Below are 23,354 nucleotides of genomic sequence, written 5' to 3'. Positions count from 1 at the left end.
GGCGATGTAGGGGGAGTAATATCATCCCAGGCAGCCCCATTCAGACAGGAGAAAATTCGCGCAATCATGGCACCTTTCACTTTCAGGCGCAAGATAAAATCCGGAGCCTGAACCTCACAGATAAACAAGCATTTCGCCTGTCAATCGCGGCATAATAATGCAATCTGAAAACATATTTTACCCAGAGAATTGCCTTTAGCATCAAGACGATAATGGGTATGCAGGAGCAAACGTGGTAATTGGACCCTTTATTAATGCTGGCGCCATTTTATTTGGTGGTGTTCTCGGCGCACTACTCAGCCAGCATTTACCGGAACGCATTCGTGCCTCCATGACCTCCATATTCGGACTGTGCTCTTTGGGAATTGGTATTTTGCTGGTTATCAAGTGCGCTAACCTACCGGTGATGGTCCTGGCTACGTTAGTCGGTGCATTAATTGGCGAGTTCTGTTATCTGGAAAAAGGGATCAATACCGCGGTTGCCAAAGCGCAGCAGCTTTTCACCCGGTCGGATGCCAACACCACACACGAATCCTTCATCCAGAGCTATGTGGCCATCATCGTGCTATTTTGCGCCAGTGGTACCGGGATCTTCGGGGCGATACATGAAGGGATGACCGGCGACCCGAATATTTTAATCGCGAAGTCGTTTCTTGATTTCTTCACGGCCATCATTTTTGCCTGTTCATTAGGTATCGCGGTATCGGCAATTTGTGTACCAATGCTGGCAATCCAGCTAACGCTTGCCACCTGCGCAGCACTTATTTTGCCCCTGACGACGCCAGCCATGATGGCCGATTTCAGCGCCGTAGGTGGACTGCTGTTGTTGGCAACCGGTTTACGTATTTGTGGAATCAAAATGTTTGCGGTTGTGAATATGCTTCCTGCCCTTCTGCTGGCAATGCCGCTTTCCGCCGCGTGGACGGCATTTTTTGCCTGAGAATGCGTGCAATAGCAACAATGTGGTGATAGATTGTGCAGTCTGCGTTGATTTGAAGAAATTTCGTTGACGAAACGAAGCGAATCGGTTTTAATGCGCCTCGTTGCCCGGATAGCTCAGTCGGTAGAGCAGGGGATTGAAAATCCCCGTGTCCTTGGTTCGATTCCGAGTCCGGGCACCACTATTTAGAAGAACCCGCCTATGGCGGGTTTTTTGCTTTTGGCGAAACGGGCTCTCTATCGAACTCCGACAACTGCTCACCTCCAATTCGTCTACTTTTATACACAAATTAGATTGGCAGAAGTCACGCGTAAGCTGCTGGCATCTACCTTTCTCGGCAACACACAACTGAAAGAGCGACCATAGGCGAATCCAGAACGTTGAGACACACAGCCCCCCACCTGCATACCCGAAATCTTAAAATCTGATCCGAAGGAGACGCTTCTTGTCTTACTCTGATGTTGTATATTGCAGAATTTTCATTATGTATTTCCGGCTTAAATTCATTCAGGAGAACAAACCTGCATCAATGCTAAGGCAATAATATAGTTTTGCTCCCGAATATTGCATCCCCCCCCCAAAATTCTTCGTACTGTTACCACCCTCCCAATAATACTGCCAGCCAGCCCCACATGGATAAACTGTACTCTGCAATAGGATAGTATATATTTAAATAACGCATACAAAACCCTTAATCATTATTTAATTGAATGTTTTAATAAAAAGCAATTCTCTTTTTAGGTCTTTATTTCATGTGTATAATTCAGTTTGAGTTTTCAGATAAATAATTGCAGGAAACACCTAACGCCATTGAGGATGCAAATATGAATTCCAGGTCAGCAGTATTTTTATGTACAGCAGTATTTCTGCTGGCTGGCTGCGCGCCACACTCTCCTATTGATGTAAAGAAAGCAGGGGCACGGACAGAGAACGGCGTAAGTAAGACTGCTTCAGCACAGCAACTGACGGACAAGGATATTTTTGGCAATGAAACTACGCTGGCGGTGTCCGAAGAGGAGATCCAGGCCGCGCTGGAAGGGAATGTGTTTCACGTACCTCTGAATTCTCCTGTTATTCTGGTACAGTCCGGTAGTCGAGCACCGGAAGCCATCATGCAGCAGGAAATGAATCGATATTATACCGTCGCAACCTTCTCCGGTATCCCGGACAGGCAAAAGACCGTGACTTGTAATAAAGATAAAAATAAAGACGAGAGCCAGGATATTGCTGTTGTAGAAAACATGAACTGGATGCAGGCATTGCGTTATATCGCTGCAAAAGGGCATCAGAAAGCAATCATCGTTTATCAGGATACATTGCAGTCAGGCAAATATGACGCTGCGACAAAAAGCATAGTCTGGTCAGATTATAAAAATGAAAAACTAATCGACAATACATCACTACGTTATCTGGTGCGTTTCACTCTGGTAGACGTGGCTACGGGTGAATGGGCCACTTGGTCACCGGTCAATTATGAAGATAAAGTACTACTACCGCTGTCAGGGAAAAAAAATGCTGCAGACATAGCGACTGAACAACAGATTTCGCAGCTTAAGCAAAAAGCCTATGCGTCAATGGTTAAAGACCTGGTAAACCGTTACCAGTGATCCGTCCTGGCTGCCGTTATTGACTTGCAGTGGCGCGTCAGCAAATCCGGCGTACCTGCTGCCCCTGCCCTGGCGGGCTGGAGCAGCAGGGCAAGATTCCCCCCCTCCAGCCCTATCGGGTCCTGCGTGATATACCTTCCCTGCAATGGCTCATAATAACGGTGCCGGTTATAGCACAGCCCCGATTCATCATCATACTGCTGCCCCGGCAGACGAATCTTTTGCTCAAGGTTGTGCGGATTATCCTCATTCAGCAGGTTGCCCCACTCGTCATACTCCACATGCCAGACAATGGTACCGCCCTGGCCTATCAACGCCAGCGGCAGACCCCGCTGTTCACAGTGGTAAAGATGCACTTTCCTCTCCAGCTCATGATGTGGCTCCAGTTGCCCCGCCATCTGCTCCACCGTCAGCCCGCATCCCGCCAGCCACTGCCGGCTCTCCTCACTCACTCACAACGTTGCGCCTCAGTTCACCCTCCAGCCTGTCCAGCATCGCCCTCAGCGCTGCCGGAAGCTGCACCGCCTGGCCATCCTCACTTCCGCCCTGCTATAACGTCTTCGCCAGGTTGCAACTGAGAAATCAGTAGGATAAGAATGGTAGTTACGGGGACAGGAAACAATACACCGTCGCTGGATGTTTACCTTCAATTAAGGATATTTACATTCTGTTTGAGACTTGTAGATATCATTCTCAAGCGGAGATGAACGATATTTTTGACTGTACTCTGCTGCCATTTTTTTTGCGTCAATGAGTTCTTCTTTATTCATTTTTTTTGTTAGTAAATTAAGTTCGTTTTTGACATTTCTTGCACCATTAATATAAGCCACGTAATACCATGCGTAAGATTTTTTATAATCTACAGATACTTCTCCATCATTTTCCATATAAAATGAACCGAGGTTACTTTGTGCTAAAGCATATCCCTGACATGCAGATGCTTCGACTAGCGGTAGAGCTTTATCACGATCGTCCGGATGGCGTCCTAATCCTCTTCCATAAAAAACACCCAGTGAATTTCTTGCACTCATTGAGCCAAGAGCAACAGCCTTTAGATACCAGTCCTCGGCTCTTTGGTTATCTGTCGGAATATTAACGCCATCACTATATATATTACCCAAATTATTCATCGCGGCAGTGTCATTATTTTGAGCTGCTTTTACATACCACTTAATAGCTTTATTACTGTCCACAGGCACACCTTGCCCACTTATATACATATTACCCAGAACAACTTGAGATTTTATAATACCTTGCCCAGCAGCTTTCTGATACCACTCGATTGCTTTTTGATAATCCTGAGTTACCCCTCTGCCATGTCTGTATGCATTCCCAATATTAAACTGCGCGTTGCCATATCCTTGTTTTGCTGACCTACTATAAAGAGCAAAAGATTTTTCATAGTTTTTGTCTACACCTTGTCCAGTTTCGTAGCAAAAACCAAGTTCGGATAGTGCGGATGCTCTTCCCTGTTTAGCTTGTTCTTCGAGTTCGCTAACATGCTGACAGTTAAGTAAGTTATTTACTTTTTTGTCTTTGTGAGTTAGCTCATCATTTGTATTAATACCGTGAAACATTGTCAAGAAAATTACTATAATACCGAAAATCACCAGATACACGAAAATATGTTTTTTCATGATGCAACTCTTATATATGGCTCACTGTTTTTGTTTGTATGAAAATAAGCTATCGATGAGAAAATCAGATACTTTTCCTTGTAAGAAGCCTGAGTCTTTATTAAAAAAAGATTTTGCGCATGTCAAAGTTAGATTCTTTGCGTCGTTTTCTCCCTCAACAATCAGAGCATTAGCTACATCATTAATACAAGCTGCACTTCTGTCTGCTATAGTGATTGGCGTGGCTGCTCCAAGTTCCAGAGCATTTATACTAATAAGAGGGGCGCCTACACTCACCCCAAATACAAACTCAGACAATGGATTATAAACATTATGCATTGTTTCCATATTATATCTGACAGTTTCTGCATCTTCTGGAGACAGTCGGGTCACTGCTGAACTCATAGCACCACAGTAATCGGCATACCCTTTGCCAAAAGATCCAATACCCTGCAACCCTGATGGATCTACAAACCGTACGGGATTCAACGGATAAGTATAAGGATTCCATCCCCCCATCAACCCTATCGGATCCTGCGTGATATACCGCCCCTGCCCCGGATTGTAATACCGGTGCCGGTTGTAATACAGCCCCGACTCATCATCATACTGCTGCCCCGGCAGCCGTATCAGCTGTTCCAGTCGCTCCGAATTCTCCTCACCCGACAGGTTTCCCCATTCATCATACTCCGCACGCCACGCCACCGCGTTGTCCGGGGTAATCAGCGCCAGCGGCAGACCACGCTGGTCGCAGTGGTAAAGATGTAGTTTCCTCTCCGGCTCATCGTGTGGCTCCAGTTGCCCCGCCATCTGCTCCACCGTCAGCCCGCATCCCGCCAGCCACGCCCGGCTCACTTCACTTACCGCGTTGCGCCTCAGCTCACCCTCCAGCCTGTCCAGCATCGCCCTCAGCGCTGTCGGAAGCTGCACCGCCTGGCCATCCTCACTCCCTTCCTGCTCCAGCTTCTCCGCCAGGCTACGGTGATTCGTTTTCTCCAGCTCCTCTGCACCGGTTTCGATGCGCACCAGTGGCGTGAAGCTCCCCGACGCATACACCGTCTGGACGCGGCTCTGTGCCGTCTGGATGGTTGTTAGCCGATCCCCTTCCCAGCCGTACCAGGTCACATACGGCCTGGCTGACAGTGCCATCCGCGTGTCGCTCCAGTGAACAGGTTCCCGCTTCCACACCCGTTTACACACCCGGCGGCCCAGCGGGTCATACACATACCGCCCCTCCGCCTGCGTCTCGCCATACTGCGTGCGCACATAGTGGACCAGCCGGTGCTGGTTATCGTATTCGTATCGGTGCGTCCGCTCGTCATGCTTCTGGATAACCCTCTCCGGGATGCGGTCCGTCTTCTCTGTCAGCCTACCGTATTTGTCATAGCGGTACAGGTACTGCGCATCTTCCGTGATGCAGTTATCCCCCCATACCCTGCTGCTGCTCTCAGGGTAAAACTCCGGGTCTTGCAGACGGTTTCCCGCCGGGTCGGTGGCATAAAGGAGGGTGATGTCAAGGCCGGACCCCGTGGTATGCACCCCGGTCAGGCGTCCGGCTTCGCTGTAGCGGTACTCCCTCGTCTGCTGCGGCCCGCTGATGCGCACCAGCCGTCCGGCATTATCGTAACCGTACTCCCGGTTAAGCTGCGGGTGGTTCAGGCGCTGGCTCTGAAGCTGTCCGCCGAGGTTATAGGTGGTGCTCTGTTCACAGGCGTCTGCACCCGTGCCTAACCGCCGATGCACCTCACGGTGCAGCCTGTCCCGTGTGTACTCCACCAGCGGCATATCCCCCAGCTTCATCCCCGCCAGGTAACCGCTCCCGTACGTCAGCCATTCCACCGGCGGCTGACCATCCGGCTTAAACCGGTTCGCTAGTCCCTGCTCACTGTATTCCTGTTGTGTCTCATGCTCCCACAGCAGTATTCCCGTATCCGGATCCGTTACCGTCTGCCGTTCGCTGACAAGACGGCCTTTGTCGTCATAACCGTAATGCACCGCCACCCGCAGCCCTTCGCTGAGGTGGCTCACTTCAATCAGCCAGCCGTGTTCATCATACTGCCAATGCTCTGCCGGTTCGCCGTTCACTGTGCGGTGCGTCAGGCGGTCTGACGCATCATAGCGCCAGTACGTCACCAGGTCTTCATCCTCACTGCGCACCCTCTGCCCAGTCAGGTCATAGCCATAACGCTGCACCCTGCCGTCAAAGCCTGTCTGCTGTGTCAGGCGGTCCAGCGCATCCCAGGTAAACTCACTCCGGCTCCCGTTCTCATTCACCAGCGCTATCACCCGGCCCGCCAGATCATATTCCATCCGCCGCATCAGTCCGCCCTGTGTGGTACTAAGGGCTTTCCCCCACCCGTCATACTGCGTTTCAGTCCGGCTCCCGTCCGGCCCGGTGACAGTGGTTACGTCGCCTGCGTCGTTATAGTCATAATGAGTCCCGTGTCCCTGGCTACCCATGACGGCAGTCAACAGTCCACGGCTGTTATAGCTGCGGTAAACACTCAGCCCTTCCTCACGATGAACCGCCGTCATCTGGCCAAACCGGTCATACTCATACCGCGTCTCATATCCCGAACAGTCCGTGAACGCCTGTATCTGACCATAATGGCTCCAGCCCATCGCCCTGTGGCTTCCGGTGGGATCTTCTGTCCCCGTCGGTAGCTCGTTGTCCGGCCTGTCATAACTGTATCGCGTCGTCTCACCCGTCCGCGTCGTCTCCGCCGTCAGCCTGCCGCGCTCATCATACTCCCGCGTGCTCCGCAGCCCGTCCGGGAAGGTCGTGGACGTTAACTGCCGCTGGCTGTTGTAGCCATAGCGCACCGTCCTCCCGTCCGGTCCCGTCACCGCCGTCACCAGCCCCGATGCCATGTGCAGGCTGTACTCCGTCCGCCGTCCTGCCGCGTCTGTCTGCGCCTTCAGTCTGCCTGCTGGGTCAAACTCGCTGCACGTCACGCTGCCGTCGGCTGACACCTTCATCACCACCCGTTTCAGGCCACCTTCACCTGCCGTGTGCAGCACTTCCCGCCGTCCCAGGGTGTCTTGTGATAACCACCTGATTGTTTTCATACGCATAGCGGTAGCTTAAGCCCTCCGGATTAAGCTGCTCTTCCACCCGGCCTAACGCATCATAGCGGTAGCGCATCTGCGGCCTGCCCGCATAGCGATGGCCCGTCATTCGTCCTGGGTGCGAAGGGTCATATTCAAAGGTGCGTACCTGTGCCCCGCCACGGTCATATATCCGTATGAAACAGACTGACGCTGTATTAACCATGACAGCAAACATTCAAAGGCAATATTTAACGAAAATGATTTTGAGCACCAGAAATGACAGCACACACAGTAAGAAATAAAATATCGGATAATTTGTATTTAACTTTCTCTTGCTGCCGTACATCAGGAATAATATAAAGATAATCAGGCAAACCTTGAATGCTCATCTGATGTCCTTTTTATTTTTATTAGCAATGCTAAAGGCTACTACCCTCACCCCTGACTGCAATTTGCTTTCTGTTCCCCGAAATACTGATGCCGCTCTTACGATCCCCGTTGATCACGATGAGCATCAGCCAGAAAATCCCTGCCCGATAAAATCCGCGAAAAAAGTGAGATCGATACGCAGCCCTAATACCGTGCCAGATTTCAGCCACTGCGAATTTTACTCGCGCGTTAAAGGGCGTGTGGTTCACTTATACGGCGAGTGGATACCACAGGCCGGGTTTGTTAACGGAATGCCCGTTAAAATTAGGGTCATGAAAGACTACATCGTTATTACGCCACAAAATACCCGCGAACTGTGGGGCTGTATTGAAGGCATGAATGTCGCCTACACATATTTTTTAAATCCTTCCATTCAAACGTAAAATCAATTAACTCATCCGGAACATCACTGACAATATGAAGCCGGGTTTCCTCTCTTCCATGACCCTTTTCAGTTGTAGCATAGCTGTCATACTTCGGATTATTTAGTTCCTTCAGCGGAGATTTTCCTTCAAATGTTTTTTTAATCGCCCCTGGTTGCCTTTTACCGAAAATAAATAATCACCACCCTGGCTACGGATCTTCTATGCAATGTCTTTCTGGCATCCTATTGCATCCGTAGTTCTGATTTTACCCTTGATATCCAGCATGTTAAGTAGCTCGGGAATAGCTGTAATCTCATTGGATTTTTCATCTGTTTTTATCTGTCCTAACACCATACTGTTCATTGTTGAGAATACACTTATCATATGAATCGCACCACGGCGACGACTCTTGTCATAAGAGCGACGAAGTGTTTTTCTATCAATAGCAATAATATCTCCATCTTCAGATGAATGACAGTCTCGCATCCAGTTAATGAAGCATTCATGGAATTTTTTAGGGTTAATGCAGGCGACCACTCTGGCAAGAGTATCATGGACAGGAATAAATAATGTGATGAAAGAGAATTAAAATAATAAAATTCGGGGGAAGTTAATACTCTAACCCAACTTTCATTATGATTGAGTTGTAACGCTATGAGCCATATATATTTACAATGGCAAATCCGATCAAGAAAAATATAATCAAGGAAGTAATGATGCCATAAAAAATACTGTAAAAAACCACCATTATTTATATGGATAAAATAGGCATTAAATACCCGCCACCAATAACACTTGATGTAAAAAATAATCTAATATAGCCAAAATGCACCGCCTTACCCCATAAGATAATAGATATAGCATAAATAACCACAGCCACAACGCTGATTGTTATGCTTGTCAATAAAACCATAAAAAAATTCTTCATAATTAATATGAATATCCATACATACCAGGTTTCGGTGGGAATGGAGATGCTCCCCATTTATTATTAGTACAAATGGCCATTGCTTTAAATAATAGTTTGCTTGTTTCCTGCTTACAATTCCTCGTAATGAATAAATTAATATGTTCATTTTCTTTTTTGTTTAATTCGGTATACGCTTGCTCTACACAATGACTTGGTGCCAAAGTTGGTTGAGCCAAGCTATTATCCAATGCCTCTCTGGCTGTTTTTAGATCGATAGGTTGATCTAAATTCCATCCTTTCAAATTTGCATCATTCCCCCAACTGTATGTATGCAATATAATTTGATAGCAAAGCCAAGCCACCAACACTTGGAGCATCCACCTCACTAAAATATTCTGCGCCAGATCTTATCAGTGTCGTATTCGGTTCCCCTTGAATAACATTAGGAAAAGCATCATTAATTGAACGGTCAACAAACTGATTACATACCTGAGCCGTATACGCACGACGCGAAGGATGTGTGTTTAGTTGTATTCTGGCATTCGCTGCATCTAATATTTTTTGGGCTTCATCCTTTGTAGCTCGATGCCTTCCCGGAGGACATAAACCAAGCGGATCAACTTCATTAGCAGGATTCAGAGGATAAATATACATATTCCAGCCTCTTATATAAAAACAACATCACTTATTATTTTTTATAAAAATCACCAAAACATGGATTATTTTAGAACATATATATCCAATAACACCATATTGAATACACCCTATAATATACAAAAATGCAATATCAAAAATTATGTTCCTTGAGATGTGAAAAATACTAATTATACTGTAAAGCACACTTGACAAGGGGATAGTTATGACCGCAATAATCCAGGCTGATTCATATAACCTTGAAAAATCCAATAATAATAAAAACACAACTGTATATATTAACACAAAAGCCACAGGCAATACTTTGAGTGTATTTTTCATAATGCAATACTCAAAAGATCAAAACAATGGGCATATAAATATGCCCATAAAAATAAAGTTCGAGGATCATCTATTCAGGATACATTGCCCACCATTGCATTGGAAGTTTAGTTACTCCACTATTTTTTTGTTTAGATAAATCATTCATTTCATCCAAAAAATCATTTGGAGACCATGGAGCCACCCATGGGGTGGATAATTTAACCCCTCCAGCTTTTAAAGCCTTATATGCCTGAACAGTGCAATTTGTTTCATTTGCCTCATTTGAATACCAATCCCAAGAATCTTTATCTCGCTCATCTTTTGCTGCTTTATCAAAAGCATCATCATCTGGAACAGAGATAAGATAAATACCATCAGGTGTTCGTCCTTCGGCTATTTGGGTATTAACCCAATTTTTGGTTGTATTTACTCCATGCTTCCCATGAGGTGTTGGGAAGCTACTCGTATATACATTACTATCTGAATCCCCCAAAAACACATGGCCAACAGATTTATCCAAAACTCTACGTCCCCAAACAACAGCAACTACATCTTTTAGACCTAAAGGATCAATAAGCTGTACCGGATTCAACGGATACTGATATAAATTCCACCCGCCTTTCAGCCCTATCGGATCCTGTGTGATATATCTTCCCTGCCCCGGATTATAGTACCGGTGCCGGTTATAATACAGCCCCGATTCCTCATCGTACTGCTGCCCCGGCAGTCGTATCACCTGCTCCAGGTGCGCCGGGTTTTCCTCACCCGACAGGTTTCCCCACTCATCATACTCTGCACGCCACGCCACCTGGTTATCCGGCGTAATCAGCGCCAGCGGCAGTCCCCGCTGGTCGCAGTGGTAAAGATGCAGCGTTCTCTCCGGCTCATCGTGTGGCTCCAGTTGCCCCGCCATCTGCTCCACCGTCAGCCCGCATCCCGCCAGCCACTGCCTGCTCTCTTCACTCACCGTGTTGCGCCTCAGCTCTCCCTCCAGCCTGTCCAGCATCGCCCTCAGCGCCGCAGGGAGCTGCACCGCCTAGCCGTCCTCACTCCCTTCCTGTGACAGCTTCTCCGCCAGGCTCCGGTGCTGCGTTTTCTCCAGCTCTGCATTATCCGTTTCGATGCGCACCAGCGGCGTGAAGCTCCCCGGCGCATACACCGTCTGGACGCGGCCCTGTCCGGTCTGGATGGTCGTCAGCCTGTCTCCCTCCCAGCCGTACCACGTCTCATACGGCCTGGCCGACAGTTCCCTCCGCATGTCGCTCCAGTGAACGAGTTCACGCTTCCACACCCGCTTACCCACCCGGCGGCCCAGCGGGTCGTAGAGATACCGCCCTTCCGCCTGGATGGTGTTGTGCTGCGTGCGCACATAGTGAACCAGCCGGTGCTGGCTGTCGTATTCATACCGGTGCGTCCGTTCGTCGTTCATCCGGATAACCACGCCTTCCGGGATGCGGTCCGTTTTTTCCGTCAGCCTGCCGTATTTGTCATACCGGTACAGGTACTGCATATCTTCCGTGATGCGGTTATCCGCCCATACCCTGCTGCTGCTCTCAGGGTAAAACTCCGGGTCCGGTAGCCGGTTTCCCGCCGGGTCCGTGGCGTAGGGCAGGGTTATATCCAGATTTGCGGCGGTGGTATGCACCCCGGTCAGCCGCCCGCTGTCGCTGTAGCGGTACGCCCTCGTCTGCTGTGCGCCACTGATGCGTACCAGCCTGCCCCCCTCATCGTAACCGTACTCCCGGTTGAGCTGTGGTTGCGTCAGGTGTTGCTGCTGAAGTTGTCCGCCTGGCGTGTAAGTGGTGGTCAGTTCGTAAGCACCCGGTTCTGGTGCTGCGCCCGCGCCGAACCGCCGCAACACCTCACGGTGCAGCCTGTCCCGCGTGTATTCCACCAGGGGCATATCCCCCAGCTTCATTCCCGCCAGATAACCGCTCCCGTAGGTCAGCCACTCCACCGGCGGCAGACCGTCCGGCTTAAACCGGTTCGCCAGCCCCTGCTCACTGTACCCCTGTAGCGTCTCATGCTGCCATAACAGCGTTCCCGTTTCCGGGTCCGTTACCGTCTGCCGTTCGCTGATAAGACGGCCTTTGTCATCGTAGCCATAATGTACCGCCACGCGCTGGCCTTCGCAGAGATGACTCAGCTCTGTCAGCCAGCCCTGTTCGTTATACTGCCATTGTTCTGCCGGTTCTCCGTTCACCGTGCGGTGCGTCAGGCGGTCTGAGTCATCATAATGCCAGTGCGTGACCAGGTCCTCATCCTTGCTGCGGATAAGCTGCCCCGTCAGGCCATAGCCATAACGCTGTACCCGCCCGTCAAATCCCGTCTGCTGTGTGAGCCTGTCCAGTTCGTCCCACGTAAAGTCGCTTTGGCTCCCGTTCTCATTGGTCAGCGACATCACACGGCCCGCTACATCATATTCCATCCGCCGCGTCAGCCCGCCCTGCGTGGTACTGAGCGCCTTTCCCCAGCCGTCGAACTGCGTTTCAGTCCGGCTCCCGTCCGGCCCCGTCACCGTGATAAGGTCGCCTGCGTCGTTATAGTCATAGCGGGCTTCACGGTCCTGGCTGTCCCTGACCGCCGTTAACTGTCCCCGGCTGTTATAGCTGCGGTAAACACTCTGCCCTTCCTCACGGTGAACCGCCGTCGTCTGACCGAACCGGTTATACTCATACCGCGTCTCATACCCCGAACAGTCCGTGAATGCCACCATCTGGCCGTAGCGATTCCAGCGTATCGACTTGCTGCTGCCCGTCGCATCCTGTATCCCGGACGGTAATTCGCTCTGCGGATTATCATAGCGGTACCGCGTCGTCTCACCCGTCCGCGACGTCTCCGCCGTCAGCCTGCCTTTATCATCATACTCCCGCGCGCTCCGCAGCCCGTCCGGGTAGGTCGTGGACGTTAACTGCCGCTGGCTGTTATAGCCATACCGCACCGTCCTCCCGTCCGGCCCCGTCACCGCCGTCACCATCCCTGACGCCATGTGCAGGCTGTACTCCGTCTTCCGTCCCGCCGCGTCCGCCTGCGCCTTCAGCCTCCCCATCGGGTCAAACTCGCTGCGCGTCACGCTCCCGTCAGCAAACTCCTTCATCACCACCCGTTTCAGCCCGCCTTCGCCTTCCGTGTGCAGTACCTCACGCCGTCCCAGGCTGTCCGTGATGGTGACGCGGCTCTTCTCATAATCGTAGCGGTAGCTCAAACCTTCCGGATTTAACTGCTCCGTGACGTGCCCCGTCTCATCATAGCGGTAGCGCATCTGTGGCCTGCCCGCATACCGGTGGCCCGTCATCCGTCCCGGATGGTCCGGGTCATACACGAAGCTGCGTACCTGCACCCCGCCACGGTCGTACACCTCCAGCAGTTCACCGCACGGTGTGTACTCGTACCGCGACAGCATCACCGGCTCCTGCTCTTTCTCAGTATCCGGCTCATGCGTCAGCCACACCTGTGAGAGGCGAATACCCTTGTCCGTTCCGTACTCCGTGGCAGGCAGCGTCTCCGGATATGCCTGTGCTGCGGGTAAACCCGCCCCGCGTGCCGCCTCCGCACGCTGCGCCTGAGTGGTCAGCACCAGATGAAAGCGCCGTCCCGCACCGTCCGTCACACCGGTGACACTCCCGGACAGTTCACCCTCTGCGGCGCGGTGATACGTCAGCGTCCGTCCGTAACTGTCCGCCAGCCCCGTCAGCACACGGTACGGCGGCAGCGACGCGGGCAACGCCTCATCCGCACCCGGCACCCGCTCAGGCCATCCCAGCACCCACCACGGCCCCTGCATACTGTTTGTTGCCAGGTACGTGTTCGGGCTTAACCGGATATCTTCCGGCAGAGTCTGCCAGAGTTCGTGCAGCGGGTTGCTTTTATCCGGCGCCAGTACCCCGCACCGCGCCAGCCAGAACGACTCGCTGCGGCTGAATGCCGACTCGCCCGGCGACAGGGATTCAAAGTGGATGCTCCGGCCTCCGCTGTCGTTCAGTATCAGTTCCCGCTCACGGATCTGTAAGCACATGTCGGCGGGCATCTTCCAGCCGGGGCCAAACAGCCCCGATGGCGCGGGCGTCTTCGTCCGGTAGCTGCTGTAGGCGCGGGAAAGTATGAACGGTAGCGGGCCGGGCAGCACAAAATCCGTCTCACCGGGCAATACCTTTGCCCCCAGCATCGGGTTCACCGGCTCGCCGGACGTCATTCCGCCCGGACACACCGAACACGCCACGCCCGTCGGCGCGCCTATCAGCACCCCTGCTGAACCCTGGACTATTTTTCCACCATACATGGTCATGTCGTCCTGACGCGCCGCTGGTTTTCCGCTCATACCTTGCTCCTTAATATCCTGATGTGGTTTTTTTATCCCGTTTACTGGCAAACTTATCCTTCACCGATCAGAACTCTCTCATATCAGGCATCTTCGGCTTCGGTGTCTCTTCCTTCGGCGCATCCGGCACGGCTCCTGTTGCACCGCAGTTCCAGTTGATCATCAGCGCGTCACCATTAACGCTTTCCGCCCCTTCCAGATCAATTTTTGTCCCATTAAGAAAAATATTTCCGTCTTTCGTCATTACCAGCCGGGCCTTACCACAGCGAAGTTCCAGATGTTCACCAGCAGAATAAATGGCTGTCTGTCCGGCATTGTCCGACCTTGTTTTCCCCACCGAGAAGGTCACTTTGTTCCCCACATTAACGCTGTACCCCATCCCCACCATCAGCGATTTATTCACACCCACCTGCGAGGACTGCATCATGGCCACCGAAGTATTCATAATGCCGCCCACCGTGGTCTGGTATATCACGCCAACATTCAGGGCGCGGAGGAGCCCCACAGTTTCAATCTGGCTTGTTCCTACTTTGATTACCTGGTTGCTGCCCACCGTCTCCACCTGGTTGACGCCAACGTTCTGGATCTGGTTATTGCCCACAGTCTGTATCTGGTTATTGGTGACAGCGATCACCTGATTATTGCCGATGGTTTCAGCATGGTTATTCGTCACATCGGTGGTACGGTTGTTCAGCACCTCGGTATTCATGTTCTTCTGCGCGTGGATATAGACCTGCTCTTTTCCTGTCGCATCATCGAACTTCAGTTCGTTAAATCCGCTGCCTTTATACGTTTTAGAACGGATGGTCATCTGCGTTTTGGTTCCCGGCAGACTGCCCGGCGAGCGGTTTTCCTGGTGATAGGTTCGTCCCATGATGATGGGCTGATCCGGATCGCCATTGAGGAAGTCCACTATCACCTCCTGCCCCACACGCGGGATCGCCAGATTGCCAAACCCGGCTCCCGCCCACGCCTGTGCCACCCGTATCCAGCACGAACTGTCCTGGTTTGCAGGGTTGTATCTGTCCCAGTTAAATTTCACCCGTACCCGGCCATGTTCGTCGCAGAAGATCTCCTCTCCCGCGGGTCCCGTCACCACGGCGGATTGTGGGCCGTCCACCTTCGGCTTCGGTAATGGCTGTGGTCGCCATGTTCTGTCTGCCGGGATCACTGCAAAATGATTATCTATGGTCGTTCCGCCACCCTGACTCCCCGGCACCGCCTGCGGCTGGCTACCGTGCAGATTACTGCTAACCACCTGCCATTCCCGGTTCAGGCTCGCCTGCGGATGTCCGGTCAGGCTAATGCGACGCCCCGGCCATATTGCCGGAGAACGACTTTTTCCCTGGGCAATTTCAGCACTGTTACGCCATCCCTCCATCTGCCAGCGGGCAAAATTCTTTCCGTGCGCTCCCTTAAAACGCCCCGGATAATCAAAGACCTCATACTGCGTGCGCTGATAATCCTGATGCTCACCTTCGTGCTCAAAACGCCCTGCCCAGCCGGGACGTTTAAAGGTGTAATCTTTGGCAACAACGGATGAGGGGCGTATCTGCGCACTGTGACGAAATTGACTGATACAGTGTGTACTGACTTCAGTTCGGGTATTCGGGTTCCAGGGGATTTCGAAGGCTTCCGGCAGGGAGCTTACCGTATCGCACAGCACCAGGCTCTGGTCATCGCTGGTGAGGGCATGTTCCTCGTAAAAAAACATACCTTCCTCTGCCGCCATCCGGCTCAGAAAATCGAGATCCGTTTCCTCGAACTGCACGCAGAACTCCCGTACCGGATGCGATTCACTGAACAACGGACTCCATTCTGTCACATCGTTTTCTTTCAGGATCGTTCCCAGTATGGTTTCAATATTTTCATTCTGGAAAATACGGGAGTTTTGCCGCAAACCCGAGCGATACAAAGGAGGCTGTATCTGCATGTTGTATAACATCTGGTTGCCGTCGTTTTCCCCCTGCTCAAACCAGGTCACGATACCTTTCACCCGACGTTGTATCTCCGTGCCCTGCCAGATTTTCAGGTGGGCTGTTTTTTCAAGTACCTGAGAGAATTCGATATTAAGAAGTTGCTGGCTGACCAGCGAGACATCAAGAGAAAAAAGCGAGGAAAATGACTGGTTCAGATGAAATGAAATGACGACCAGCGCATCAGGTGGCAGGCCGTCCACCTCCAGTGTGAAACGTAATCCTGTAGACATGAATAACCTCCTGAATTAACAGGGAAATGGAACCGCCGGTGCCGGACAGCGGCGAATGACAGTACAGTGCTACGCTTGCATTCAGGCACGCTACCGCCGAAGTTTCCGGCGTCCGCCATCTCCCGTAAAAAAACGTAACCCCTTACTGGCACTGCTTTTTTGTTTACTGCCCCCAACAAAAAACAGCATCCCGCAAACGCGGGATGCTGTTGATACTTACGCTTCCAGCGGCGCACGCCAGTCATCAGCACCAGAGGTGCCAGACTTGACGTGTTCCCACTCGATTTTACGGTAGGCCAGTGAGACTTCGAGCAACTGCGTGAACTCGCGCTTCGCCGGATCCTGGCAGTGTGGCATATGCAACTTCATATCCACAATTGTCGAGTCCGTCAGGCGGGTGGTGAAATAGTGCTCCTGTTTGCCTTCAACAGAGGTACGCCACCAGTGCAGTTCAGTTTTCGGCAGCATTTCACCGGAAGCCAGCGCGTTGTACAGTAGCGGCACAGCTTTGTTCAGCGCCACAGTAAAAATGAACGGCTTGTGCGAACGCTGGCCACTCGGCTGCCCGGACTGTGGATCGGTTGGTACAGTCACGTTGTGCTGGAATTCCTGTACCAGCATTTCATCCTCGTGACCCTGCACGTAAATATTCCCGACAGAATCTGCGGTGAATGCACCAGCAGTGATATTGCCCTGAGTTTGCCCCGTAATTGAGATGTAACACGGTGTTGGCATTTATAAACTCCTTGTTAACGATTAATGACACTTACATACATCTGCAGAAAGATATCCGACAGATAAAACATGCGGATTACATTAAAAATTTTGTAGCTTAAGCTCTCTTCAAGTAGCAGTCTGAATCGTACAATCCGAGGCTATATAGCATTCACATGATGACTAAATTACATATAAACATATTCATATAATAATATATCGGTATTCGTTTTTATAAAATAATGACGATACCCACTCATAAATAGATATTATATCCATTCTTTTTTTATCATCACCACCTTCGCAAATCTCATTCATCATGCCACTCCACCTATAAAGATAAGAGCAGTGTATGAATCCATGTTGATAGCATTCACTTTATACATATTTAAATAAAAACTACACATAAATCAATCAACTAAAAGATACTCAGCATTCATTAAAATATCTTTTCAGATATTCCTTATAAAAACAACACCACCAGAAAATAACCACAACGGAAGAATACCCCTGTATTTCATTTAGAAAAAGTGCTTCTCAAAAAATTTTCTTCGCGTAATAATGATCACCAGTTATTTTTATTTTACGGTATTCCATGGTCTGTACGGAGATACAGAACACATAATATAACCTGATGGATGATCTCTATGAGCAAAGATTATAACGGCAGTGTAGCCCCCAAAGAACGCATTAATATTTCTTACGTTCCAAAAACTGATGGCGAGCCTTCTGAGGTGGAATTGCCCCTCAATATGTTGATAGTTGGAGATACCGGAAACTCACAGGAAACAGCGCCACTTGATGAACGTCAGATGGTTTCAATCGACAAACATTCATTCAATTCAGTGATGGCAGAAGCGTCCATTAGCTTGAATTTTGCAGTTCCAGCAGCATTGAAGGATGACGCAAAAGATGACGATGAGATGAATGTTTCGCTGGAAATCAAATCCCTGAACGATTTTTCTCCGGACAGTGTGGCAAAACAGGTGCCGGAGGTGAACAAATTGCTGGAGCTACGCGAAGCGCTGACAGCATTAAAAGGGCCATTGGGTAATCTGCCTGCATTTCGCGCCCAGCTTCAGGCATTGCTGGAAAATGAAGAATCCCGCGAACAGTTACTGCGGGAGATCAGCCTGGCAGAAAACCAGTAACCTCTATTTTTCAGGGCGATTATCCAGGTATGAGTTTGCGGAAAAATACCACCAGAGCCGATGAAGCAATAACGCAGACTGTGATTCGGTTGTGTATCACTCAGACAGGCGACATCAACACAGAAACACTGGATATATTGATCGCGACACTTGACCAGAGGATCGGATATCTGATGGATGAAATCGACCATATCAACGGGTACCAGCAGATGAAGCCACACTGGTGGAAGGTATTCCACTGACAGTGAAACCTGGCTCCAGAAATACAGATCAACTCAAGGATTTTCAGTATGTCTTTACAGGAAGAAGAACTTGTTTCCACCCACAATGAACAGGGAAGCCATGCCCCGTCGCTGCTTGATGAAATCATGGCACAAACCCGTATCCAGCCTGGCGCTGACGGTTATGATATTGCCCGCCAGGGCGTAACGGCGTTTGTTGCCAGCCTCTTGCAATCCAGTTCACCAGCAGAACCCGTTAACAAACTGGTCGTGGACAGCATGATTGCGGACATCGACGCCCGTATCAGCCGCCAGATGGATGCTATTATTCACGCCCCTCAGTTTCAGCAACTAGAGTCGTTTTGGCGTTCAATGAAAGCCCTGGTGGACCGCGTTGATTTTCGCGAGAATATTAAGGTTAATATCTTGCATGTCACCAAGGAAGAACTGCTGGACGATTTCGAGTTTGCGCCAGAGATTATCCAATCAGGCTTCTATAAGCATGTTTATTCCAGCGGATTTGGCCAGTTTGGCGGTGAACCCATCGCGGCAGTATTAGGCGCATATGAGTTCAAAAATACCACGCTGGACATGAAACTGCTGAACTATGTCAGCGCCGTCGGTGCTATGGCCCATGCGCCGTTCCTGTCTTCCGTATCGCCGGAATTTATGGGACTAAATTCATGGACTGAGCTGCCCAATATCAAAGATCTTTATGCCATCTTTGAAAGCCCGGCCTACACAAAATGGCGTGCCCTGCGTGATTCCGAAGACTCTCGCTACCTGGGGCTGACCGCACCGCGTTTTCTGCTCCGCCAGCCCTATTCCGCCACAGAAAACCCCATCAGGAGTTTTAATTACGCCGAAGATGTCAGCCACAGCCACGAGCACTATCTCTGGGGCAATACCGCCTGGATGCTGGCCAGTAATGTGGCCGACTCGTTCGCGAAATATAGATGGGCGCCGAATATTATTGGGCCGCAGAGCGGCGGTGCGGTAAAAGATCTGCCGGTACATTTATATGAATCAATGGGGCAGATTCAGGCCAAGATCCCAACAGAGGTGCTGATCACCGACCGCCGTGAATTTGAACTGGCCGAAGAGGGATTCATCACCCTGACCATGCGCAAGGGCAGCGATAACGCCGCTTTTTTCTCCGCAAATTCGGTTCAAAAACCCAAGCATTTTCCGGGCAAAGATGCCGAAACCAACTACAAGCTGGGTACACAATTACCATACCTGTTCATTATCAACCGCCTCGCACACTATATTAAAGTACTGCAACGTGAACAGCTTGGGTCGTGGAAAGAAAGAAGCGACCTTGAGCGGGAACTCAATATTTGGGTCCGCCAGTATGTCGCTGACCAAGAGAATCCACCCGCTGACGTCCGCAGCCGTAAGCCCCTGCGTGGCGCGAAAGTTGAGGTACTGGACGTGGACGGCGAACCTGGCTGGTATCAGGTGGCGATTTCCGCAAGGCCCCATTTTAAATATATGGGTGCGTCATTTGAACTGTCTTTAGTCGGACGGTTAGACAAGTGATACCAGAGCACGAGAGACCTGCCGGATCGCTGTTTGAGCGTCTGGAAAGCCCTCCTGCCAGAAACTGGCAGGGGGACCGTAATATAGAAGCATTCAGACAGTCCATTCGCCAGAGCCTGCGAAATATCCTGAACACCCGATCCGGCAGTTGTCGGGGTACCCCGGAACTGGGCATCGAAGAGCCAGAAGGGTCAGATAATTATCGTAGCGTCATGAGCCAGGCCATCGTGCAGTGCATTGAGCGTTATGAACCCCGAATCTCACATTCTGAGGTTCGGGCGGTGCTTCCCCTTGTGGCCTGCCCACAGGAAATAACATTCCATATCACCGCCTGGGTGACATTTAACGACATCGACGATGTGCTTGAGTTTGATATGGCACCGGACGGCAGTCAGCATTATCGGGTGGAGTAGTAAAATGGAATTCGAAGAGCGTTATTACAGGCAGGAACTGAATTACCTTCGCCAGTTAAGTAAACAACTGGCGACCGAAAAGCCTCATCTGGCCCGGTTTCTGGCTGAAAAAGGGGCCGACCCGGATATCGAGCGTCTACTGGAAGGCGTGGCCTTTCTGACTGGCAATCTGCGCCAGAAAATTGAGGATGAGTTTCCTGAGCTGACACACGGCTTGATCAAAATGCTGTGGCCCAATTATCTGCGCCCGGTGCCGTCGATGACGCTGATTGAATACAGCCCGGATATGGACAAAACCTCCGTGCCGGTACTGATCCCCCGTAATGAGCAGTTCATGACTGGCTCCCGCATGATTCAGGAGGAGCAGCCGCTTTCCGCTACGCCTGCTGATGAACAGGATGTCGCCCCACCCTGTACGTTCACCCTGTGCCGGGATATCTGGCTGCTGCCCGTTCAACTGGAACGGGCTGAAAATCGCAGTACACCCCGTCATGGCATTATTGATATTACATTTGCCGTCGCACCGGGAACTGATTTTACCACTCTGGATCTGAACAAGTTGCGCTTCTGGCTGGGCAACGATGATAACTATACCCGCTACCAGCTTTATCTGTGGTTTTGCGAATATTTACAGGGTGCAGAGCTGCTTACGGGTGAACAGTCGATCCCGATGCCTGAGTTTATGCTGAAAGCGGTGGGTTTTGAGTCAGAGGACGCCATGCTGCCCTGGCCCGGCAATGTCCACAGCGGTTATCGTATCCTCCAGGAATTTTTCTGCTACACCGACAGTTTTCTCTTTTTCGATGCCTGCGGTATTCCGGCGCTACCTGCCGGGTTAGAGGAGAATCGTTTCACCCTGCGGCTGCGATTTTCACGCCCTTTACCGACAGATATCCAGCTACGACAGGATTCCCTGCGCCTGTATTGCGCACCCGCGATTAATCTGTTTGTCCACCATGCCGAAGCCATCACGCTGGATCACCAGCGGAAGGATTATGCACTGGTGCCCAGCCGTCATTTTCCGGATCATTACGACATTTTTTCGGTTAACAGCGTGGTAAGTCAGACACAGGGAAAGCACAGAAAAGCGGATCTTGGACGCCCTGTGACCACACAGGCTGCACGCCACTGGCCTGCCTTTGAAAGTTTCCGCCACCAGATGGAGTACAACCGCAATCGGGAAGTGGTCTACTGGCAGCACCGGACAAAAACTTCGCTGTTTTACCGGGGCTTTGATCATAGCCTTGCTTTTATTCATGCCGATGGCAGTTTCCCGGACGCCTCACTGCTTAATAATGAAGTGGTTTCGGTGTCGCTGACCTGCACCAACCGTGAACTTCCGGTACAACTGCGGCCCGGCGACATCACCGATACAGCCAGTAAAAACGCGGCAGTAGCGTCATTTCGCAATATCACCCGCCCTACCAGACCACTCTGGCCGGTGATTGACGGCAGCCTGCACTGGTCGCTGTTGTCCGCCATGAACCTGAATTACCTGTCGTTGCTGGATGCTGATGCGCTTAAACAGGTCATCGGCAATTTTGATCGCCACGCCATTCATCATCCGCAGATGGCCCGTCTGTCACAGCAGAAGCTGGACGCCATTGAACGGCTGGAAACGGCCCCTGTTGATCGTCTGTTTACCGGCATACCGGTGCGTGGGCTGGCTTCCACGCTGTATCTGCATCCGGAGCCGTTTGTCTGCGAGGGCGAAATGTACCTGCTGGGCGCGGTGCTGTCGCATTTTCTGTCGCTGTACGCCAGCGTCAATTCGTTCCACATGCTGACCGTCGTTAACACGGAAAGCCAGGAGTCATGGAAATGGGCGGAAAGAACCGGGCAACACCCGCTCATCTGAATCCGGACATTTCTCCGGCGCAGGATGAACAAAGCACGTTACGGGAGCCGTTTTTTCAGGATGCCTGTGCCTGCAATTTTTTCGCGCTCTCTGAGCTGCTGCACCGGCTGGCATCAGAAGGCGGCGAAACGCCGGAGTTATCCCTGGATACCCCCCCGGCGCAGGAAACCATTCGTTTCCAGGCGGATGCCAGCCTGGGATTCCCGGTAAGCGATATCAGCGCACTGGAGCAGGATGCTTCCGGACTGTTCCGGATGACCACCACTTTTATGGGATTGCAGGGCAGCCAGTCTCCCCTTCCCGGTTATTACCTTGATCACCTGGCCTGGAAATCCGCGCATGAGCAGAGTCCGGTCAGCGATTTTCTGGATATGTTCAGCCATCGCCTGACGCAGTTTGTCTGGCATATCTGGCGTAAGTACCGCTACCACGTCTCTTTCCGTAACGGCGGCGTGGATGCGTTCTCACAGCGGATGTATTCCCTGGTGGGGCTGGGCCACCGGCAGCTTCGCGACAGGCTGCCCGTTAACCACAGCAAGATGCTGGCCTATGCCGGAATACTGGCGAATCCGGGACGCTCGCCGGAGATCGTCTGCTCGCTGGTCGCACACTGTTTCGATTTACATTTACCTGACGTGACGCTGCAAAACTGGCAGCGACGGATGGTGGACATCGAGCCGGATCAGCAGAACAGTCTTGGATGTTACACGATTAAAAATGGCGAAAAACTGGCCGGGCGATCGGTACTGGGCAATTTTGTCCTCGGTACGCGGGTTCCCGATCTCAGCGGTAAATTTCAGTTAAGTATTAACAACCTGAGCCGCAAACAGTTTCTCTCGTTCCTGCCGTCAGGCGAAAATTTTCTGCCGCTGGCGATGTTTGTCTCCTTCGTCCTGCGCGATCAGCTCGCCTGGGATTTGCACCTGGGGCTGGCCCCGGATCAGGTGGGGATTATGCGGCTGGGCGATAACAAGAGTGCACTGCTGGGCTGGACGTCATTTCTCGGCGAGCCGGGAGAGCATCCCTCTGTCACCATCAGGGTCAGGGAGTAAA

General features: G+C 51.2%; 15 protein-coding genes, 1 tRNA gene and 4 pseudogenes. 9 read left to right on the top strand and 11 right to left on the bottom strand.

Annotated elements, in window-relative coordinates; translation table 11 throughout:
- Positions 1-232 precede the first annotated feature (232 nt).
- The 3 genes from IB222_RS03720 to IB222_RS03710 all read left to right on the top strand — a co-directional run bounded on the left by IB222_RS03720 (position 233) and on the right by IB222_RS03710 (position 2,547).
- A complete protein-coding gene (locus IB222_RS03720) occupies positions 233-940 on the top strand; it encodes a DUF554 domain-containing protein (RefSeq protein ID WP_003825390.1) in 708 nt (235 codons plus the stop codon).
- Between the two features lie 105 nt (positions 941-1,045).
- Positions 1,046-1,121: transfer RNA gene (locus IB222_RS03715), tRNA-Phe, on the top strand.
- A 643-nt stretch (positions 1,122-1,764) separates the two neighbouring features.
- Positions 1,765-2,547: a hypothetical protein gene (locus tag IB222_RS03710; RefSeq protein ID WP_149384612.1), complete on the top strand. Its 783-nt coding sequence runs from the start codon at positions 1,765-1,767 to the stop codon at positions 2,545-2,547.
- A 98-nt stretch (positions 2,548-2,645) separates the two neighbouring features.
- Here IB222_RS03710 and IB222_RS03705 read toward each other — a convergent pair.
- From IB222_RS03705 to IB222_RS03685, 5 genes and pseudogenes are all read right to left on the bottom strand, one after another.
- Positions 2,646-3,117: pseudogene (locus IB222_RS03705) on the bottom strand (RHS repeat-associated core domain-containing protein); the annotation flags it as partial.
- Between the two features lie 80 nt (positions 3,118-3,197).
- The gene (locus tag IB222_RS03700) at positions 3,198-4,184 is read right to left on the bottom strand and encodes a tetratricopeptide repeat protein (protein WP_149384568.1); all 987 of its coding nucleotides are present in this window, start codon (positions 4,182-4,184) and stop codon (positions 3,198-3,200) included.
- Between the two features lie 21 nt (positions 4,185-4,205).
- Positions 4,206-7,238, bottom strand: coding sequence for an RHS repeat domain-containing protein (locus IB222_RS03695; protein WP_348925665.1), 3,033 nt, complete (start codon positions 7,236-7,238; stop codon positions 4,206-4,208).
- A complete protein-coding gene (locus IB222_RS03690; protein WP_348925664.1) occupies positions 7,165-7,341 on the bottom strand; it encodes a hypothetical protein in 177 nt (58 codons plus the stop codon). The genes IB222_RS03695 and IB222_RS03690 overlap by 74 nt, the downstream gene beginning before the upstream one ends.
- Before the next feature lie 139 nt (positions 7,342-7,480).
- Positions 7,481-7,603: pseudogene (locus tag IB222_RS03685) on the bottom strand (transposase family protein); the annotation flags it as partial.
- A gap of 3 nt (positions 7,604-7,606) precedes the next feature.
- Between IB222_RS03685 and IB222_RS03680 the strand changes: the two are divergent.
- The gene (locus tag IB222_RS03680) at positions 7,607-8,026 is read left to right on the top strand and encodes a SymE family type I addiction module toxin (protein ID WP_223240784.1); all 420 of its coding nucleotides are present in this window, start codon (positions 7,607-7,609) and stop codon (positions 8,024-8,026) included.
- Here the strand turns inward: IB222_RS03680 and IB222_RS03675 are convergent.
- From IB222_RS03675 to IB222_RS03650, 6 genes and pseudogenes are all read right to left on the bottom strand, one after another.
- Positions 7,992-8,572: pseudogene (locus IB222_RS03675) on the bottom strand (ISAs1 family transposase); the annotation flags it as partial. The gene IB222_RS03680 and the pseudogene IB222_RS03675 sit on opposite strands and share 35 nt — an antisense overlap.
- Before the next feature lie 366 nt (positions 8,573-8,938).
- On the bottom strand, positions 8,939-9,220 hold the full coding sequence (locus IB222_RS03670; RefSeq protein ID WP_149384567.1) for a hypothetical protein: 282 nt from the start codon (positions 9,218-9,220) through the stop codon (positions 8,939-8,941).
- A gap of 7 nt (positions 9,221-9,227) precedes the next feature.
- Complete coding sequence (locus IB222_RS03665) at positions 9,228-9,572, bottom strand: hypothetical protein (protein WP_149384566.1); 345 nt, start codon at positions 9,570-9,572, stop codon at positions 9,228-9,230.
- A gap of 391 nt (positions 9,573-9,963) precedes the next feature.
- Positions 9,964-14,193 (bottom strand): annotated as a pseudogene (locus IB222_RS03660) (RHS element core protein).
- A 67-nt stretch (positions 14,194-14,260) separates the two neighbouring features.
- On the bottom strand, positions 14,261-16,402 hold the full coding sequence (gene tssI, locus IB222_RS03655; RefSeq protein ID WP_149384565.1) for a type VI secretion system tip protein VgrG: 2,142 nt from the start codon (positions 16,400-16,402) through the stop codon (positions 14,261-14,263).
- Between the two features lie 216 nt (positions 16,403-16,618).
- Positions 16,619-17,137 carry an Hcp family type VI secretion system effector gene (locus IB222_RS03650; protein WP_032944948.1) on the bottom strand — a complete coding sequence of 173 codons (519 nt, stop codon included), beginning with the start codon at positions 17,135-17,137 and terminating at the stop codon, positions 16,619-16,621.
- A gap of 626 nt (positions 17,138-17,763) precedes the next feature.
- Here IB222_RS03650 and tssB point away from each other — a divergent pair.
- The 5 genes from tssB (at position 17,764) to tssG (ending at position 23,353) form a co-directional block, all read left to right on the top strand.
- Positions 17,764-18,267 (top strand): type VI secretion system contractile sheath small subunit, encoded by a 504-nt coding sequence (gene tssB, locus IB222_RS03645; RefSeq protein WP_149384563.1) that lies wholly within the window; start codon positions 17,764-17,766, stop codon positions 18,265-18,267.
- A 290-nt stretch (positions 18,268-18,557) separates the two neighbouring features.
- Positions 18,558-20,030 carry a type VI secretion system contractile sheath large subunit gene (gene tssC / locus IB222_RS03640; RefSeq protein ID WP_149384561.1) on the top strand — a complete coding sequence of 491 codons (1,473 nt, stop codon included), beginning with the start codon at positions 18,558-18,560 and terminating at the stop codon, positions 20,028-20,030.
- Positions 20,027-20,443, top strand: a complete 417-nt coding sequence (gene tssE, locus IB222_RS03635) for a type VI secretion system baseplate subunit TssE (protein ID WP_149384560.1) — start codon at positions 20,027-20,029, stop codon at positions 20,441-20,443. The genes tssC and tssE overlap by 4 nt, the downstream gene beginning before the upstream one ends.
- A 4-nt stretch (positions 20,444-20,447) precedes the next feature.
- The gene (tssF, locus tag IB222_RS03630) at positions 20,448-22,301 is read left to right on the top strand and encodes a type VI secretion system baseplate subunit TssF (RefSeq protein WP_149384559.1); all 1,854 of its coding nucleotides are present in this window, start codon (positions 20,448-20,450) and stop codon (positions 22,299-22,301) included.
- Positions 22,265-23,353 (top strand): type VI secretion system baseplate subunit TssG, encoded by a 1,089-nt coding sequence (gene tssG, locus IB222_RS03625; RefSeq protein WP_149384558.1) that lies wholly within the window; start codon positions 22,265-22,267, stop codon positions 23,351-23,353. The genes tssF and tssG overlap by 37 nt, the downstream gene beginning before the upstream one ends.
- Position 23,354: the final 1 nt, after the last annotated feature.

The organism is Citrobacter sp. C13 (assembly GCF_014596815.2).
Taxonomy (GTDB): Bacteria; Pseudomonadota; Gammaproteobacteria; order Enterobacterales; family Enterobacteriaceae; genus Citrobacter; species Citrobacter portucalensis.
The sequence above is the reverse complement of the archived record's forward strand: the minus strand, read 5'-3'. Positions and strand labels throughout refer to the sequence as shown.